This is a genomic window from Syntrophales bacterium, from assembly GCA_030655775.1.
Taxonomy (GTDB): Bacteria; Desulfobacterota; Syntrophia; order Syntrophales; family JADFWA01; genus JAUSPI01.
In genome coordinates, this window is sequence record JAUSPI010000117.1 from 1 (window position 1) to 16,780 (window position 16,780).

Here is a 16,780-nt window from a genome sequence, read left to right on the forward strand (position 1 = left end):
CGCTGTGGGAACGTCTGGGCATCGGACAGATCTTCCGCGATATCTGCAAGTCAAAGAAGCTGAAGGTTCCCTATGAAAGAGCAATCTTTGCCATGGTCGCCAATAGGCTCACCGATCCCGATTCAAAACTGGGGCTATGGGAACGATGGCTGTCAAAGGTCTATATTCCCTCCTGTCAATTTCTGAAACTCGAACAGATCTACGAAGCGATGGACCTCTTCTATGACCACATGTCCGAGGTGGAAGAACAGGTATTCTTTCAAACCGCGAATCTGCTCAATCTTGAAGTGGATCTTATCTTCTACGATACCACCACCGCTTCCTTTTCCATAGATTATGAAGATTCCTTCCGTGCCTTCGGTCATTCAAAAGAAGGAACCTGGTCTCCCCAGGTGGTTGTGGCTCTTGCAGTTACACGTGAAGGATTGCCTGTAAGGAGCTGGGTCTTCCCGGGAAACACATCCGATACCGCAACCATCAAAAAGATAAGAGATGACCTGAGGGGATGGAAGCTTGGCCGTGCCCTTTTTGTTGCCGATTCAGGCATGAACTCCATTGAGAACAAAAAGGAACTTTCGAAGGCCTGCGGAAAGTATCTCCTCGCCTCACGCATGGCTTTAGTATCTGAGATACGAGATACCGTGCTTTCTAAAAGGGGACGTTACACCGTTATCAGCGACAACCTCCATGCCAAGGAAGTTATCACAGGAGACGGCGAGCGAAGAAGACGTTATATCCTCTGTTACAATCCCTCTGAGGCAAGAAGACAGAAGAAGCACCGCGAAGAGGTCGTTGCATTCCTTGAGAAGGAACTCGATAAACACAAAAGCAGAAAAGCCACGGCCAAGTGGGCCATAGAGCTTCTGGCATCCAGACGATATAAACGTTATCTCACTATTACAAAGAGCGGCAATATCCGGATTGACCGCAATAAGGTCAAGGAATCCGCAAAGTATGACGGCAAGTGGGTCATTGAGACCAACGACGATACCATAACCCTTGAGGATGCGGCCTGCGGTTACAAGGGGTTGATGGTAATAGAACGGTGTTTCCGCTCAATGAAAAGAACTCAGCTCAAGATGTGTCCCATGTACCACTGGGTACCCCGCCGCATTGAGGCCCATGTGAAACTGTGTGTTCTTTCCCTTCTCATAGAGCGTATCGCGGAGATCGAATGTAATGATACATGGAGCAGGATTCAGCACAATCTTGAGGGTCTTCAGGTCTCAGAATTTCGAACAAATTCCCATAAATTCTTCAGGCGTAACGAAATAACACCCAATATCCGCAACATCCTGAAAAAACTGAAGGTTCCAACCCCCAACATAGCCTTCGAACTCGAAAAACTGTAAAAACACCCCCTGATTTTGTAGACACACGCCTGTTTTTTAATACCGGTGTATATGTATGTTATTGCACACTATCTGACGATTCGTTTACTTACTGATCCCAAACCCAAAGCAAAGGCAACTATTGCTGATATTGATAAGTTTAGCGGAAATTAAAAATAATATGAATTTATAGATAACTCCTCAATGTCTATTAGTCCTACCCATAAAATATTCTTGACATCCTCTTTTCTGGAATATACAATTCAAAGTGTAAACATTTGTCGAGGAGATTATCATGAAAGCAACAGCTAAAGACCTTAGATTCCAATCGCGTGAATTATTAAACACCGTAAGCAGAGGAGAAGAAGTAATTATTACATACAGAGGTAAGCCTTGCGCAAAACTTGTGCCCTACCACAAAGAAGGAAAGAAGATTGAAAAAGACGAACTATTTGGTATTTGGAAAGAACGTGAAGATATTCAGAATATTGAGGAGTATGTAAGAAACTTGAGGAAAGGTAGATTTTTGAAATGATTATCGATACAGATGTCCTTATTTGGTACATGAAAGGAAATGAAAAAGCATATAAGGCTATTGAGAGGGGCAATAATTTCTTCATGTCAGTTGTTACATATATGGAATTAGTTCATGGAATGAGAAATAAGAAAGAATTAAATAGTCTCCGTAAGTCTATTCATTCCTGGAATGCTAAAGTACTATATATTTCCGAAGAGATATCTTCTAAGGCTATGTTCTACGTTGAACAACATTTCTTAAGCCATTCGTTGCAATTAGCTGACGCATTGATTGTCGCCACAGCCGTAACATATGGTTTGCCAATTCTTACTGGCAATGATAAGCATTACCGAATAGTAAAAGATATTCAAATTACAAAATTTCGTCCATGAGGTCAGAGATATGGGAATTCCGGGATGGGAATCGTCGTCAAGAAACTTTTTTTGTACTAATGCGACACCTTGATACCTGGGAAGTTTGAATCGAAATAATGGCTCAGTGTAATTTGTGTAATACTGCTTCACGCTTCATTTCAAAAGAACTTGGAGTGTGCCTTAAGTGTATTCGGGAAAGACCGGAGGATGCTCTTGCACTTGCAGTACAGGCCCATGCGAGAAGCAGAGCAACCTTTGGACTTCCGGAAAAGCCGCCTAAAGACCCGCTCGGCATTCCCTGTACTATTTGTGTAAACGAATGCAGAATCCCTGAAAATGAAATTGGATACTGCGGATTGAGAAAGAACGAGGGTGGGAAGATCACCGGCGTATCTTCTGAAAAAGGGAATCTGTCATGGTATCACGATTCCCTCCCCACAAATTGCGTCGGAGACTTTATATGTCCCGGAGGAACAGGTGCCGGATATCCCCAATATGCCCACTGTCCGGGGCCTGAATTTGGATACAAGAACCTTGCGGTATTCTTTCATGGATGTTCATTTAACTGTCTTTACTGTCAGAACTGGCAGTCCAAGCGCGAAGCCATTAAACCTTACACAACTTCTATATCTAACCTCGTTTCGGATGTCGATGAGAGAACCTCCTGCATCTGCTACTTCGGAGGGGATCCAACACCACAGCTTTCCTTCTCACTCAAGGCATCAAGGCTTGCCCTTGACAAAAATAAAGGGAAGATTCTGAGAATATGCTGGGAAACTAATGGTTCGATGCACCAGAGTCTTCTTGATGAGATGATAGAAATAGCACTTTCTTCCGGAGGCTGTATAAAGTTTGATTTAAAGGCGTGGGATAAAAATCTTCACACAGCCTTAACAGGAATTACGAATAAAAGAACCCTGGAAAACTTCATGAGGGCGGGAAAGAAAATCAATAAAAGACCTGTACCTCCCCTTCTTATTGCAAGCACTCTACTTGTTCCAGGATACATCGATGAAGATGAGATAAGGGGAATCGCGAAATTTATTGCCTCAATAAATCCTGACATCCCCTATAGTCTTCTTGCCTTTCATCCCCAATTTTATATGTCGGACATGCCATTGACTGAAAAAGTCCTGGCATACAGATATCTCAGTGTTGCCAAGGAAGAGGGGCTCGAAAATGTCAGGATAGGAAATGCCCACCTTCTTGTATGAAAGGACCACGTGGGTGAATCATTACTCATTTTCTTCGGGCAAGGTGTCCCTCAAATAACGGCGCATCTGGTCTTCAGATGTTATTTCTTCAGCTTTCTTTTTTAAACTTTTGTCCTGGTACAATTTTTGATCCGCAATTGAGAGAATATCTTTTGCGTTAGTGGGTCCAGCTTCATGGATACCGATACTCAATCCAAGTTTAACACCCGGAATTAATGACTTCTTGTTCCACTCATCTATTAACTCCTGTATCCGTTTCGACAGTTCCCTGCCGTTGGATTCATCTGACATCGGCATAAGTACAACAAACTCATCTCCGCCGAATCGTGCGACGATATCGGATTTTCTTACAGAGGATTTGAGTATATCAGCAACGGTACGGATAATTTTGTCACCTGTTAAGTGTCCATGCTGATCGTTTATGGCTTTTAGTCCATCTACGTCCATCATGAGCACACAGACTGTATGGCCGTAGCGGTAAATACGCTCCACTTCGCGTTCGAATGTCTCGTTGAAATAATGGCGGGTATTGACACCTGTAAGTGAATCAATCATGGCTAACTCGACAATTTTCTGGTGCAAAAAAGCATTTTCAATAGCAATTCCCGTAAAAATCCCGATTGATGAAAGAATCGCCATGTCCATCTCAGTAAAAACCCCCCCTGAATCTGATGTCACAAGCTCTGATGTAAGTTTGTTTATGAGCTCAATAACACCCACAATACGATTTTTACCATCCACCAGCGGAACACAAACCACTGATCGTGTTTGAAAATCCAGAAGTTGGTCTACTCGGGAGCTAAAACGGGGGTCCTTTCGTACGTCTTCCACTACGATCGGTTTACCGTTAAGACAAACCCATCCAGCAATTCCCTCACCCCGTTCCAAGTAAAAATTTTTCAGTTTTCCTGCATCCACTCCCATAACAATTTCAAATTTCAGTCTCCCGGTTTCTTCTTCCATCAGCAACAGAGACCAATTCTGTGGGGCAAAATAATCGCCTATAACTTCCATGACACGCCGGAAGACCTCCTTTATATCCAGTGAAGACGCAAGTATTTTCCCGATATTGTTGAAAATATCAAATTGGTTTTGAACCGTTGTGGCATCCATTTTCATCTTTCCCCCCCTCGCACTTGAGTTTCACCATATCAAAAACAGGTGAAGGAAGTAAATCGCTTTTCCCATATATTTTCCTGATGGCCTCTCTCCATTTTTTGACAACGGCCTAAAATAAATTGACTTTCACTCAAAAAAAAGTTATCAGGATTCTTCCTTTGCGGTGTAAAAAGGGTGCGGTTTTATAATCTATTGGAGGGGTTACGTATGTTTTTAAAACAGTTACAGGTAGGTCATATGTCAGTATTTGCCTACATTATAGGTGACAAAGAGAGCGGTGAGGGGTTGGTTGTTGATCCTGCCGCAGAAACTGATCGTATCATTTCGGAAGCTGAAGATAACAACATAAAGATTAAATACATCGTTAACACCCATGGCCACGTTGATCATATCACCGGAAATGCTGACATGAAAGATAAAACAGGTGCAGAAATTATCATCCACGAAGATGATGCCTACATGCTGACTTCCACGCCTCCACTGATATTCAGAATGTTCCGGGCCAAACCGTCTCCACCACCGGACATAACTGTTAAGGATGGAGATACTATCACTGTAGGAAAGGTGAATCTCAGGGTAATTCACACACCAGGACACTCCCCGGGAGGAATTGCTCTTTATACTAAAGGGTATGTCCTGACCGGAGACACCCTTTTTGTAAAAGGAGTTGGAAGAACAGATCCTCCCGATGGATCATGGGAAACCATGCTTCTTTCAATCAAAGAAAAACTGCTCATCCTCCCTGATGAAACTGTGGTACTGCCAGGGCATAACTACGGAAGGGCGTCTACTTCCACCATAGAAAATGAGAAGCAGAACAACCCATACCTGAGATAAACTCGAAACTTTGAACTTTGAACAAGGATTCATTTCATGGAAAATGCGGGTCTAACCACAACAGATTTCACGGGATTAAAGTTGTTAAACAGGGGGAAGGTAAGGGATATTTATGAAATTAACAGCCACCTCCTCATAGTAGCTACCGATAGAATATCCGCTTTTGATTTTATTATGCCGAATCCTATACCGGGTAAAGGGAAAATATTAACTTCCATGTCCGCCTTCTGGTTCAAGAAGACGGGAGATATAATTGACAATCACCTTATTTCAACAGACACAAATGAATTCCCCGAAGAATGCCTTCCCTACAGGGATACCCTGCAGGGAAGAAGTATGCTTGTAAAAAAAGCGAGACCGCTCCCCGTGGAATGCGTTGTGCGACGATATCTAAGCGGTTCCGGCTGGAAAAATTATTGCCAGGATAATTCTATCTCAGGGATAAGGCTTCCGCAAGGATTGAAGGAATCCGCCAGGCTTTCTCAACCGATCTTTACTCCATCCATCAAGGCACCGGAAGGCAAACACGATATCCCCATCACAAAGGAAAAGATGGAAGATATAATCGGTCAAGAGCTTACGGTAAAAATAATCGAAGCCTCTATGAACATCTATGACAGGGCATCGAAAATTGCCGAGCAGGAAGGAATAATTATAGCTGATACTAAAATGGAATTTGGAATGATTGAAGATAAGCTGATATTGATCGACGAACTTCTCACACCCGACTCGTCAAGGTTCTGGCCCAAAGACACGTACGAGGAAGGAAGGCCTCAAAAAAGCTTTGACAAGCAATTCTTGAGGGACTATCTCATCTCTATCAAATGGGACAAAGCCCCTCCTGCCCCGCAGCTTCCTCCAGAGATTATTAAAAAAACAAAAGAGAAGTATGAGGAAGCCCTGAGGCGTCTTACCAAATAAAATCTCTCCAAACCTTGACACAAGAGCAGCGGATTATTATCTTTAGTGTCTACAGGTACGTCTTTAAACATATTGCGCATAGCTTACAGGTAAGAATAGAGTGGCAAAAATTAAACTGCCCGATTACAAGGAAAAACAGAAAATTCTTTACAGGGGCGACACATCCCCAACAGCACTTACAGCTTATGGAGATAAGTACCTCGAGACAGAAAGAATCTCCGATGCCATCGATTTTTATCAAAAGGCTAACCATATTGAAGGCCTGGAAAAAATTAAAGAGATAACAATAAAAGAAGGGGATGTTTTTGAGTTTCAGCATATTCTGAATGCCCTAAATATTGATGCTTCCAGTGAAGAATGGAATACAATAGGCAAAAGGGCATTCGAGCTTAAAAAATATACCTTTGCCATCCACGCCTTTGAAAGGGGTGGAAATAACTCCATGATTGACAAAATAAAGGAACTTTTACCCCCAGAAGGGAAACAGCAAGCTGAATGATACGAAATGATTATTACGAAATTCTTGGTGTAGAGAGAATTGCCTCCGAAGATGAGATAAAAAAAAGGTACAGGAAATTGGCTATGAAATATCACCCGGATAGAAACCCGGGAGATAAAGATGCCGAAGAGAAGTTTAAAGAGGCGGCAGAGGCTTACGAAGTACTGCGAAACGGAGAAAAGAGAGAGATATATGACAGATACGGCCATGAGGGACTGAGTGGAAGCGGATTCAGAGGTTTTACCGGATTTGAAGACATATTTTCAAGCTTTGGCGACATATTCGAAGATATCTTCGGCTTCAGCAATGGAAGACGATCGAGAACAGCCGCCCGCGCAGGAGCCGATCTCCGTTATGACCTAACCATTTCCTTCATGGATGCCGCCTTCGGAAAATCTACCGATATTGAAATAGAAAAATTTGTAAAGTGCGGCGATTGCGAAGGGACAGGAACAGCACCGGGAACCTCTCCGGAGATCTGCTCTCACTGCGGAGGAAGAGGTCAGGTCACCAAAACCAGCGGATTTTTCAGCATAAGTTCTACATGTCCCCAATGCCGGGGTGAAGGGAGGATAATAAAGAACCCGTGCAGGAAGTGTATGGGAACCGGGAGCGCAAAAACAAAAAAAGCGGTTCATCTAAAAATACCCCCTGGTGTGGAAACGGGTTCTCGACTGAGACTGAGAGGGGAAGGAGAAGAAGGAGAATTCGGGGGACCGACGGGTGATCTCTATGTTTTTATCTATGTAGAGCCACATAAGTTTTTCGAAAGGGATGGTAACGATATACGCTGCCAGGTGCCTATTTCCATTGTTGAGGCTACCCTGGGGGCAAACATTGAAGTACCTACCATAGAAGGCACTGAAAAAATTAAAATATCGAAGGGAACTCAAAACGGAAAACTTTTTCGACTGAGGGGAAAGGGAATCCCCCACCTGAGGGGTTTTGGAAGGGGAGACCAGATCGTCCAGGTGACGGTAAAGATTCCGACCAACCTTAATAAAAAGCAGGAAAAACTCCTCAAGGAATTTGACAAGCTGAGCGGAGAGTAATCTGCTATCGGCTAACGCCGATAGCTTGAGGCACAAAGGCACATAGTTCCAAAGGCACAAAGAGATATCTTTCTTCGCAATACCTTAGTAAAGGAAATTTCAAACAACTAAAAAGACAAATAAACAACTGAAAGGGGATCAACATAATCGTCAAAGAGCCTGAATCCCCAGTGCAGGTGGGAACCGGTAACCCTGCCGGTCGATCCTGTATAACCGATAATTTTACCCTTCTCTACCAACTCCTTCTCTTTAATGCAGATACCTGACAGATGACAATATATGGAAAAAAATCCGAGGCCATGATTAATAATAACTGTATTGCCGGAAAAATAAAGGTCACGAGTCAGAACTACTTTTCCTAAATTTGAAGCTTTAACAGGCACTCCAGCCGAACATGGAACATCAACACCCTTGTGGCGAGAGTAAAATTCATCATTAAATATTCTTCTTTCTCCAAAATTTTCTTTAATTCTTTCCCCTACGGGAACAATAAATTTTCCATCGCCCAACCAGTGGGGTGTAAATTCCTTATAGATAGCTCTGGTGAGTTCTACTTCCCTTACTATTCTCTCTTGCGCTTCAGGAGAGGGACAAATGAACCTTTGATCCACTTTGATCTTCTTCAAATTAAATTTCCCTTTTGAAACAGGGATCTTAAAAGAAAAGTCCCTTCTTCGTCCATCTGCAAATTCAATCTGAATATCAAGATCATAAATTCCTGGCTTAATATCGAGACCCAAACTCATAAGGAAGAAAGATGTCAAGGGGTCTCTGGTAGAAACAAACTTGTAATCTTTTCCATTAAAATGGGCTTTTGCGGAGGAAAGTTTCGGAGACCGCAGGGTAATCTTTACAGCCTCACCCTGAAAGAGTCTGCGATACTCGGATTTGATACTTATCTGATCATTATCTTTAATAATACCGGATTCAAACGAATAAAGAAAACCGGGGAAAAGAAAAACTATAAGGTTGGCCAGCATGAAAATCTTTTTCATCTGACAATTTTCCCAACTCCCCTTCAACAAAGGGAGGTTGTTGAGGGTTATCTGCACTGTCTTTTGTATCATTATACGGTATCTGTTCCGTTTTATATATTCTGTAAATCAGGAGCGCTTTTGTACCATAAAACGTTTTTACTTCAAATAAAAATATGGACAATTTAGAAAGTATAAATTATATAACTATTAAAATGAGAATGTTATACGTTTATCAGGAGAAAAAATGAATAAACTGCCCGGTTTTAAAGAAGTCCCCCCGGAAAAATTGCGATGGAAATGCGATCCTGATTCCCTCGGCTTCGAAACCACCGAAGAGTGTGAGTACAGCAGAGAAATCATAGGACAGGACAGAGCAATAAAATCAATCAGCATGGGTCTTGAAATAGATAGCCCCGGTTACAATATCTATGCATCGGGTCTGACAGGAACCGGAAAGACATCTACAATAAAAAACCTCCTTAATCAACTCGATCTCAAAAAGAAAATCCCGGACGACATCTGTTATGTGAATAATTTCAAGAATCCTGATATGCCCAGAGTCATAATGCTTCCTGCAGGAATGGGCAGAAAACTTAAAAATGACATGAATGAACTTGTCTCGCATATAAAAAAAGATATTCCTCTAATTTTTGACAGTGAGGAGTTCAAAAAGGAATCTGAACAGCTTGCCAATAACTACAGGACAAAGCAGAAAGAATTGATAAGAGAATTCAACGAAAAGCTTTCAAAGGAAAACCTGCAACTGGTGCAATTTCAAATTGGACCTTATACAAAACAGGACATTGCGCCTCTTTATGAAGGAAAACCGACCCTAATCAAGCAATTAGAAGACCTTGCACAGCAGGGTAAATTTGACAAAGAGGCCTTGGAAAAAATAAAAGAAAAGCTGAGCGATTACAGAATTGAACTCGACGTTCTTATGAGGGAAACACGGCAGATTGAAAAAGAGATCCTCAAAGAAATTGCGTCTCTTGAACACAAATACGGCCTTCCTGTGGTAAGTGGAATTGTTTCGGATATAAGAATCAAATACGACGGCAATAACGAAAAAGTAAAGAATTATTTAGATGAGGTTCAGGAACATATCCTTTCAAATCTCAAACAGTTTGAAGAAAAATACGAAGAACAGCAGCAACAACAGATGATACCAGCCCCCTTTCCTTCACAACAAAAAGAAAAACCTATTGAGTATGAAGTCAACGTCCTGGTTGACAACTCTCAAACCGATAAACTCCCTGTAATCATAGAAACGGCCCCCACATACAAAAATTTGTTCGGTACCGTGGAGAGGGAAGTTGACAGGTCGGGTTTCTGGAGAACAAATTTTACTCGGATCAAGGCCGGCTCTCTCCTCCGGGCTAATGGCGGATACATTGTCTTTAACGCATTAGAGTCCCTGATTGAACCGGGGGTATGGCCATTCCTTAAAAGAACTCTCAAAAACAGGCTCTTAATTATGCAACCCTATGATCCGTTCAGCATGGCATCTACCGCTTTAAAACCGGAATCGATCCCCTTAGATGTCAAGGTCATAATGGTAGGAGACGATCATCTCTACCATCTTCTTTACAACTTAGAAGAGGACTTTAAAAAAATATTCAAGACAAAGGCGCATTTCGATACAGAAATGCCCAAGACAAAAGAAAATATAGCTTGCTATACCAGTTTCATTAAAATGATCATCGAGGAGGAAAACCTGCTCCAGTTTGACAGAAGGGCAGTAGCAGCAGTCATTGAGTTTGGGGTTAAATTAACGAGCAAGCAAAAGAAATTATCCACCAGATTCAGCGACGTAGCGGATCTTGTAAGGGAAGCAAGTTACTGGGCAAGAAAGGAAGAAAGTAATATTGTCACGGATAAATATGTTGACATTGCTTACACCGAAAAAATCGATCGGGTAAGCCTCATTGAAGACAAGATCCAGGAAATGATTGAAGATGGAACGATTATGATAGATATTGACGGAGAGAAAGTAGGCCAGGTAAACGGTCTCTCTGTCTATGATATGGGGGATTACGCCTTCGGAAAACCTTCAAAGATCACGGCAGAAACATCCATGGGGAAAGCCGGCATTATCAATATAGAAAGAGAAGCCAAACTTTCAGGCAAGACTTATGACAAGGGAATGCTAATCCTTGAAGGATACTTCAGAAGGAAATATGCTCAAGATAAACCATTAACTATGAGTGCCAGCATATGCTTCGAACAGTCTTATGGGGGAGTAGATGGAGACAGCGCTTCATCAACAGAAATCTATGCAATTCTGTCAAGTCTCTCAAATCTTCCTATAAGACAGGATATAGCGGTTACAGGTTCCGTAAACCAGAAGGGGGAAATTCAGCCGATAGGGGGCGTAAATCAGAAGATTGAAGGATTTTACGATGTCTGCAAGGCCAGGGGGCTTTCAGGAACACAGGGGGTAATGATCCCTGCACTGAACGCTCCCGATCTTATGTTAAGAAAAGATGTCGTACAATCCGTTTCCGAAGGAAAATTTCATGTATATCCTGTGAATACTATAGATGAAGGTATTACAATCCTCACCGATGTCGAAGCGGGGGAGATAAATGAAGACGGTAAATGTCCGGAAAATACGGTAAATTTCCTTGTCGATGAACGACTGAAAATCCTTGCCACAAGTCTTAAAGACTTTGGGGAAGAAGAAAAGAATAAAGGATAATTAAAATAAGGAGAAGATAATGCTTAAAAGAAAAACCTGGTTTTTATTTTTTATAGCTGGCGTTTTTGCTGTTACGGGTTGTTATGCTATTCCCATCGGTGTAGCGGCCGGTGGTGCAGGTTCTGGAACTTACTTTTATGTAAAAGGTGAGATGGCTACAGACTATTACTTTTCTTTTGACAGGGTATGGGTTGCCTGTGAGAAAGTCGTCGCGGACCGACATGGTATCGAAGTAGAACCATACAAAGAAATAAGTCAGGGAACGATTGATGCCGTGATAGACGGCGAGAAGGTTCATATTTCAGTCAAATATAAGGCAAAGAATGTAACTACCGTGGCCATACGTGTAGGTCTTTTGGGGAACAAACTTTCATCTCAACTCCTGCATGACAAAATTAATGATAATCTTATAAAAAAATAGTCACTGTTCTGTTCGTTCTTCTTTTCTTTCTTTGTGTCTCTGCCTGCCCTGTTAAATTTCCCAAGGGGAACCCCCTATTTAACAGGGTGAACCTTTGTCACTTTGTTCCTCGTCACTACTCATGCCTGAGTAGTGACTATTCCTTTTTTACCTCCAAACCGTAGCTTTTAATTTTTCTATGAAGATTACTCCTTTCTAAATCGATCAACTCGGCTGTTTTTGAAACATTTCCATCATTCTCTCGAAGCTTTCCGGCAATAAATCTCTTTTCAAATTCTATCTTTGCCATCCTTAACGAATCGAAAGAGAAAAATGAATCATCCGGCTTTACGCTCCGATCTTGCTTCAATAAAAAGGGAATATCGTCACCAGAAATAACGTCAGACGGGACAGTTATAACCAGCCGGTCTACAACATTTTTCAACTCTCGAACATTTCCCGGCCAGTCGTGATCCATCAATATTTCCAGCGCATCTTCTGTAATAGTTTTTTTGTTAGAGCTCTCTTTAAGTGAAAACTCTTTCAAAAAATGATTTGCAAGAAGGGAAATATCCTCTTTTCTGTCCCTTAAAGGAGGAATTCTAATAGGAATAACATTTAATCTATAGTAGAGATCCTGCCTGAACCTTTCTTCCTCCATTTCCTTTTCAAGATTTTTGTTCGTTGCAGCCAGCACGCGAACATCAGTTTCAATAACCTTTGTACCCCCAACTCTTGCAATTTTTTTCTCCTGAAGAATTCTGAGAATCTTTGCTTGGGCTTTCAGACTCATATCTGCCACTTCGTCTAAAAACATAGTGCCTTTATGTGCCAACTCAAACTTTCCCCTCTTTTTTTCTGTGGCTCCTGTAAATGCCCCTTTTTCATGTCCAAAAAGTTCACTTTCTATCAATTCTTCTGGTATGGCAGCACAATTTACTTCAACAAAATGGTTTTGCGATCTTTTGCTCTGCCTATGTATCGATCTTGCAACGAGTTCCTTCCCCGTACCATTTTCTCCCATTATCAATATCCAGGCATTGGTCGGGGCAATAATTCCGATTAATTCTTTTAAATCTCTAACGGAATTGCTACTTCCTGTAAGTTCATAATCCTGAGCAAATTTTTGCTTTAATAATTTATTTTCAGCTTCCAGGCGAACCAGATCCAAAGCATGATTTACAATCAGAACGACTTTATCCAAATAGAGCGGTTTTTCAATAAAGTCAAATGCTCCCAATTTTGTTGATTTTACGGCAGTTTCTATCGTTCCGTGTCCTGACATCATAACAACCTGTATATGTGGAAAATCTGACTTAATAATCTTGAGTGTTTCAATTCCATCGATCCCCGGAAGCCAGATATCAAGAAGAACAAGATCAGGCAGTTCCTCCTCTATGATTTTGAGGGATTCCTCTCCGCTCTTTGCAATAAAAACTTCATAGCCTTCATCGACAAGAATTCCCTTTAGCGATTGACAGATACTCTCTTCATCATCTACAATTAGTATTGTTTTATACATACTTCCCTCTTAAGCCAAAAGTGTCTAAAGTGATCTAAAGTTAAATGATCAAAATCCTTAACTTTGGGCACTTTAGCTCACTTTAGTTCACTTTACACTTTTACTAAGCAACCGGCAATTCAAATGTTATTATTGTTCCTTTCGGACTATTATCCCTTACGCTAACAGTACCATTATGATCTGATATAATTGAACTTACTATAGCAAGACCAAGACCTGTCCCCGACTTTTTTGTGGAAAAATATGGTTCAAACAACTTCATCTTATCACCCGGGGGTATACCACAACCATTATCAATGACCTGTACCATGACCTTACGATACACTTTATCGTATGAGGTTTTAATTTCAATCTTTCCGTTTTCATTAACCGCTGCAACGGCATTATCTAAAAGATTAACCATGACTCTCTTTATCTTCTCTGCATCGAGATTCAATTTAGGTATATTGGAACCGTTTTGAAAATCAAATGATATGCCTTTGTGGGCGTCCTGAAAGAGAGTTATGGAATCTGCTATAACCTCACCCAGGTCACCCGGAGCAAGTTTGGTAACAGGCATCCTGGCAAACCGGGAGAATTCATTGACTAAACTCTTTAGAACCTCTACCTGATTTATTATCGTCCCTGTACATTCTCGGAATACAGATCCATCATCACCCAGTTTGTCGCCATATTTTCTTTGCAATCTCTGGGCGGAGAGCTGAACAGGCGTTAAAGGATTTTTTATCTCATGAGCTATTCTTTTTGCAATCTCTCGCCATGCCGCTATCCTCTCGGCCTTCTTTACCTGTGTCAAATCCTCAAACACGACCACCATGCCCATATAATTATCGTCATCATCCTTTAATGTTGCAGCGGCTACCAAAACCGTCAGCACCCTGTCCCTGAGCATCAACTGTACCTGCTTCTCCTTAAAACCGCTTTCGGTCTTCCTCATTTCTTTCAGAAAATCACTTACCAGAACCTTATGCTCAGTTTTCAGAACATCTTCATATTTCCTGTTCAAAACCTTTTGAGTTTTTATGTCCAGCATTTTTTCAGCAACACTGTTTATGGTAGTTATTACCCCGTCCCTGTCTATAGAAACAACTCCTGCCGAAACATTACGGAGAACCGTTTCCATATATTTTCTACGCTGTTCAAGATCTATATTCGCCTGCTCCAAACTTTCATTACTCGTTTTCAGGTCTTTAGTCATCTGATTGAAGGAATCGACAAGAACTCCTATTTCGCCATCGGCCACAACATCTATTTGATGGCCAAGATTCCCTTTAGCTATTTCTTCAGTCGCCTCTGCCAGATCCTGGATTGGAACCGTAATCCCCTTAGCTAAGAAAATACCAAACCAGGTAGCAGAAAAAATAATCAAAAGTGTTACAATCGAAAAAGTGATAATATAACTTGATTTTATTGGAGTTTTTAGAAGTTTGAACTGTTTGTATTCTTCAGATGTTTTAGAAATGACGGCCATTTTATCAACAAGATCCTTACTAATATAAAAACCCGCAATAACCACCCCTATAACCTCTCTCGGGCTGAGGTTGGAATATACTGGTGCCATGGCACTTATGAAATCACCGGCACCTGTGGACTGTACTGTTGAAACCTCCTTTCCCATATATACATCTTCGAGAATCTTAGGAGAAAGTTTTATTGGTGTGATATCCGGATTGTCTGGACTTATGACAAGTAATTTTTCCTTCTGATTATCAAAATATATCTCTATCAATCCCAGTTTGAAGCTTTTCTGTCTTTGTTCCATCAGGGTTTTAAGATAATCTCTTTTCCCCTTTTCGTACAATTTATTACTTGTAATATCGGAACTGATCTGCTTTGCATAATAGTTCACACTATCAGCAGACTGTTGATAATAGGTCTGGGCAACTTCCAGGGATTGATTGAGAGCACCGCCTATCTTAATGTTAAACCAGTTATCTATGCTATAAGAAAGAAAATTAATTGAAACCAGAAAGAGAACCACGGTAGGAATTAAAGACAGGCTCACAAAGGCCACAACAAGTTTAGTCTGGAGTTTAGAACCGAGGACACCCCGTTTTCGCTCAAAAACGAGCTTGACAATGTTTCTCATAATCAAAAATATGAGAAAAAGAGCCAATATAATGTTGATGTTGATAAGACCAAAGATCAATACATCATTTGAAACAGGAAGAAGCGTCTCCGTTTGGGAAAGATGACTTTCGACAAAAGTAAGAACAACTATAATAACTATAGTTGCAGCAATTATAATCCGTTCCCTGCGACGTCTTCTCGATTCCTTGATATCCATCAATAGACGAACCCCTGTTTATACCAATCTGTTTCGAAGTCCCACATGGAAACAAAGAATAAAACATATTCCATGCGAAAAGGCAGACGTACCTTGTCCAACTGTGCTTTCGCTCTTATATGGTATTGCCCTTCTCTTTTTAGGAGTTTAAGAGGGACAATAGCTACACCGTTCAGCTCCGCCATGGCCCTCTTTGCCTCATCAAAATCACTGAACGCCATCGGTTTTCCTCCATTTTCGGCAAGCGAAACATAGAAGATCTTTTTTACATTATCATACTTAATAGTGTGCTTTATCTCCCGACGGTATTCTTTTTTATCAAACCAGTATCCCCGTTCTTTGTACAATTCCAGCAAAAAAGTGAAAGTAGTGGGTATGCCGGCCAAGACAGCCTTTTCCATATCTTCTGTAAAACAGTTAGTCACTCTGAAGTAAACCAGTACATCATCGGCAGTATTCGTCACTAAAAAATCTGTTACTCTCGCTTCCATACAATAAGATCTGACAGGAACGAGAATTAACAGGAAATATGCCAAAAATACTGGTAAAAGAAAAAATTTTTTTAACATTAAAATCCTTACAATGAGACTTTTAAAAAAGATTCCTTTTTGAAAGGATACCCACCAAACTTCCATCGACTTTCATTTTGAAATTAATACGTTTCGATCAAGAAAGTGCACAGCGAGCATAGCAAGCAAATGTAACAGAATTGTTCCTTACGTTTAAACCCTCCTCTGCAGCTTGCTGCAGAGAGAGCTTTAATGGTTTGCAAAAAATCTCAATTCGCTCTCAAAACCATATTTATCAGTTTTTCAAAGCTTCCATATCAATTGTATATCGGAATATGTTAAGAAACTGGGAGCTAAAAAGCAAGCGCTATTTGGAAAAAGGGTGTACGACAAATTTATGGGTAACATATTTTATCCACAGGCTCTGTACTCCCAAAAATCTTCCCATCGATTACTGAGGATACAACAACGTAAGGCAATAATATTATTTGCTCCTCGAACTGTCCAGTGCATACCAGAC

The 16,780-nt window shown here is 41.1% G+C and carries 15 protein-coding genes; 10 read left to right on the top strand and 5 right to left on the bottom strand.

Features of this window, described 5'->3' with window-relative positions:
- From Q7J27_06195 to Q7J27_06210, 4 genes are all read left to right on the top strand, one after another.
- Positions 1-1,352 (top strand): IS1634 family transposase (locus Q7J27_06195; GenBank protein ID MDO9528735.1); only part of this gene is annotated, 1,352 nt, incomplete at its 5' end.
- A gap of 274 nt (positions 1,353-1,626) precedes the next feature.
- Positions 1,627-1,866 (top strand): type II toxin-antitoxin system prevent-host-death family antitoxin, encoded by a 240-nt coding sequence (locus tag Q7J27_06200; protein ID MDO9528736.1) that lies wholly within the window; start codon positions 1,627-1,629, stop codon positions 1,864-1,866.
- 29 nt (positions 1,867-1,895) lie between these two features.
- Entirely contained in the window at positions 1,896-2,240 is a 345-nt protein-coding gene (locus Q7J27_06205; GenBank protein ID MDO9528737.1) for a type II toxin-antitoxin system VapC family toxin, read from the top strand.
- Positions 2,241-2,338: 98 nt separating this feature from the next.
- A complete protein-coding gene (locus Q7J27_06210) occupies positions 2,339-3,436 on the top strand; it encodes a radical SAM protein (GenBank protein MDO9528738.1) in 1,098 nt (365 codons plus the stop codon).
- A 21-nt stretch (positions 3,437-3,457) separates the two neighbouring features.
- On the opposite strand, the gene Q7J27_06215 is transcribed toward Q7J27_06210, so the two are convergent.
- Complete coding sequence (locus Q7J27_06215) at positions 3,458-4,555, bottom strand: sensor domain-containing diguanylate cyclase (GenBank protein MDO9528739.1); 1,098 nt, start codon at positions 4,553-4,555, stop codon at positions 3,458-3,460.
- 207 nt (positions 4,556-4,762) lie between these two features.
- On the opposite strand from Q7J27_06215, the gene Q7J27_06220 reads away from it, so the two are divergent.
- The 4 genes from Q7J27_06220 to dnaJ all read left to right on the top strand — a co-directional run bounded on the left by Q7J27_06220 (position 4,763) and on the right by dnaJ (position 7,864).
- Positions 4,763-5,392 carry an MBL fold metallo-hydrolase gene (locus Q7J27_06220; protein MDO9528740.1) on the top strand — a complete coding sequence of 210 codons (630 nt, stop codon included), beginning with the start codon at positions 4,763-4,765 and terminating at the stop codon, positions 5,390-5,392.
- 36 nt (positions 5,393-5,428) lie between these two features.
- On the top strand, positions 5,429-6,313 hold the full coding sequence (locus tag Q7J27_06225) for a phosphoribosylaminoimidazolesuccinocarboxamide synthase (protein ID MDO9528741.1): 885 nt from the start codon (positions 5,429-5,431) through the stop codon (positions 6,311-6,313).
- 100 nt (positions 6,314-6,413) lie between these two features.
- Positions 6,414-6,812, top strand: coding sequence for a hypothetical protein (locus Q7J27_06230; GenBank protein MDO9528742.1), 399 nt, complete (start codon positions 6,414-6,416; stop codon positions 6,810-6,812).
- Positions 6,809-7,864, top strand: coding sequence for a molecular chaperone DnaJ (gene dnaJ / locus Q7J27_06235; protein ID MDO9528743.1), 1,056 nt, complete (start codon positions 6,809-6,811; stop codon positions 7,862-7,864). The genes Q7J27_06230 and dnaJ overlap by 4 nt, the downstream gene beginning before the upstream one ends.
- 107 nt (positions 7,865-7,971) lie before the next feature.
- Here dnaJ and Q7J27_06240 read toward each other — a convergent pair whose 3' ends face one another.
- Complete coding sequence (locus Q7J27_06240) at positions 7,972-8,859, bottom strand: M23 family metallopeptidase (protein MDO9528744.1); 888 nt, start codon at positions 8,857-8,859, stop codon at positions 7,972-7,974.
- Positions 8,860-9,085: 226 nt separating this feature from the next.
- On the opposite strand from Q7J27_06240, the gene Q7J27_06245 reads away from it, so the two are divergent.
- Both Q7J27_06245 and Q7J27_06250 read left to right on the top strand, forming a co-directional pair.
- Positions 9,086-11,542 carry an AAA family ATPase gene (locus tag Q7J27_06245; protein MDO9528745.1) on the top strand — a complete coding sequence of 819 codons (2,457 nt, stop codon included), beginning with the start codon at positions 9,086-9,088 and terminating at the stop codon, positions 11,540-11,542.
- A gap of 19 nt (positions 11,543-11,561) precedes the next feature.
- Positions 11,562-11,963 (top strand): DUF3568 family protein, encoded by a 402-nt coding sequence (locus Q7J27_06250; protein ID MDO9528746.1) that lies wholly within the window; start codon positions 11,562-11,564, stop codon positions 11,961-11,963.
- Positions 11,964-12,099: 136 nt separating this feature from the next.
- Here Q7J27_06250 and Q7J27_06255 read toward each other — a convergent pair whose 3' ends face one another.
- From Q7J27_06255 to Q7J27_06265, 3 genes are all read right to left on the bottom strand, one after another.
- Positions 12,100-13,464, bottom strand: a complete 1,365-nt coding sequence (locus Q7J27_06255) for a sigma-54 dependent transcriptional regulator (protein MDO9528747.1) — start codon at positions 13,462-13,464, stop codon at positions 12,100-12,102.
- 103 nt (positions 13,465-13,567) lie between these two features.
- Complete coding sequence (locus Q7J27_06260) at positions 13,568-15,751, bottom strand: ATP-binding protein (protein ID MDO9528748.1); 2,184 nt, start codon at positions 15,749-15,751, stop codon at positions 13,568-13,570.
- A complete protein-coding gene (locus tag Q7J27_06265) occupies positions 15,751-16,242 on the bottom strand; it encodes a DUF4390 domain-containing protein (protein ID MDO9528749.1) in 492 nt (163 codons plus the stop codon). The genes Q7J27_06260 and Q7J27_06265 overlap by 1 nt, the downstream gene beginning before the upstream one ends.
- Between the last annotated feature and the right edge of the window lie 538 nt (positions 16,243-16,780).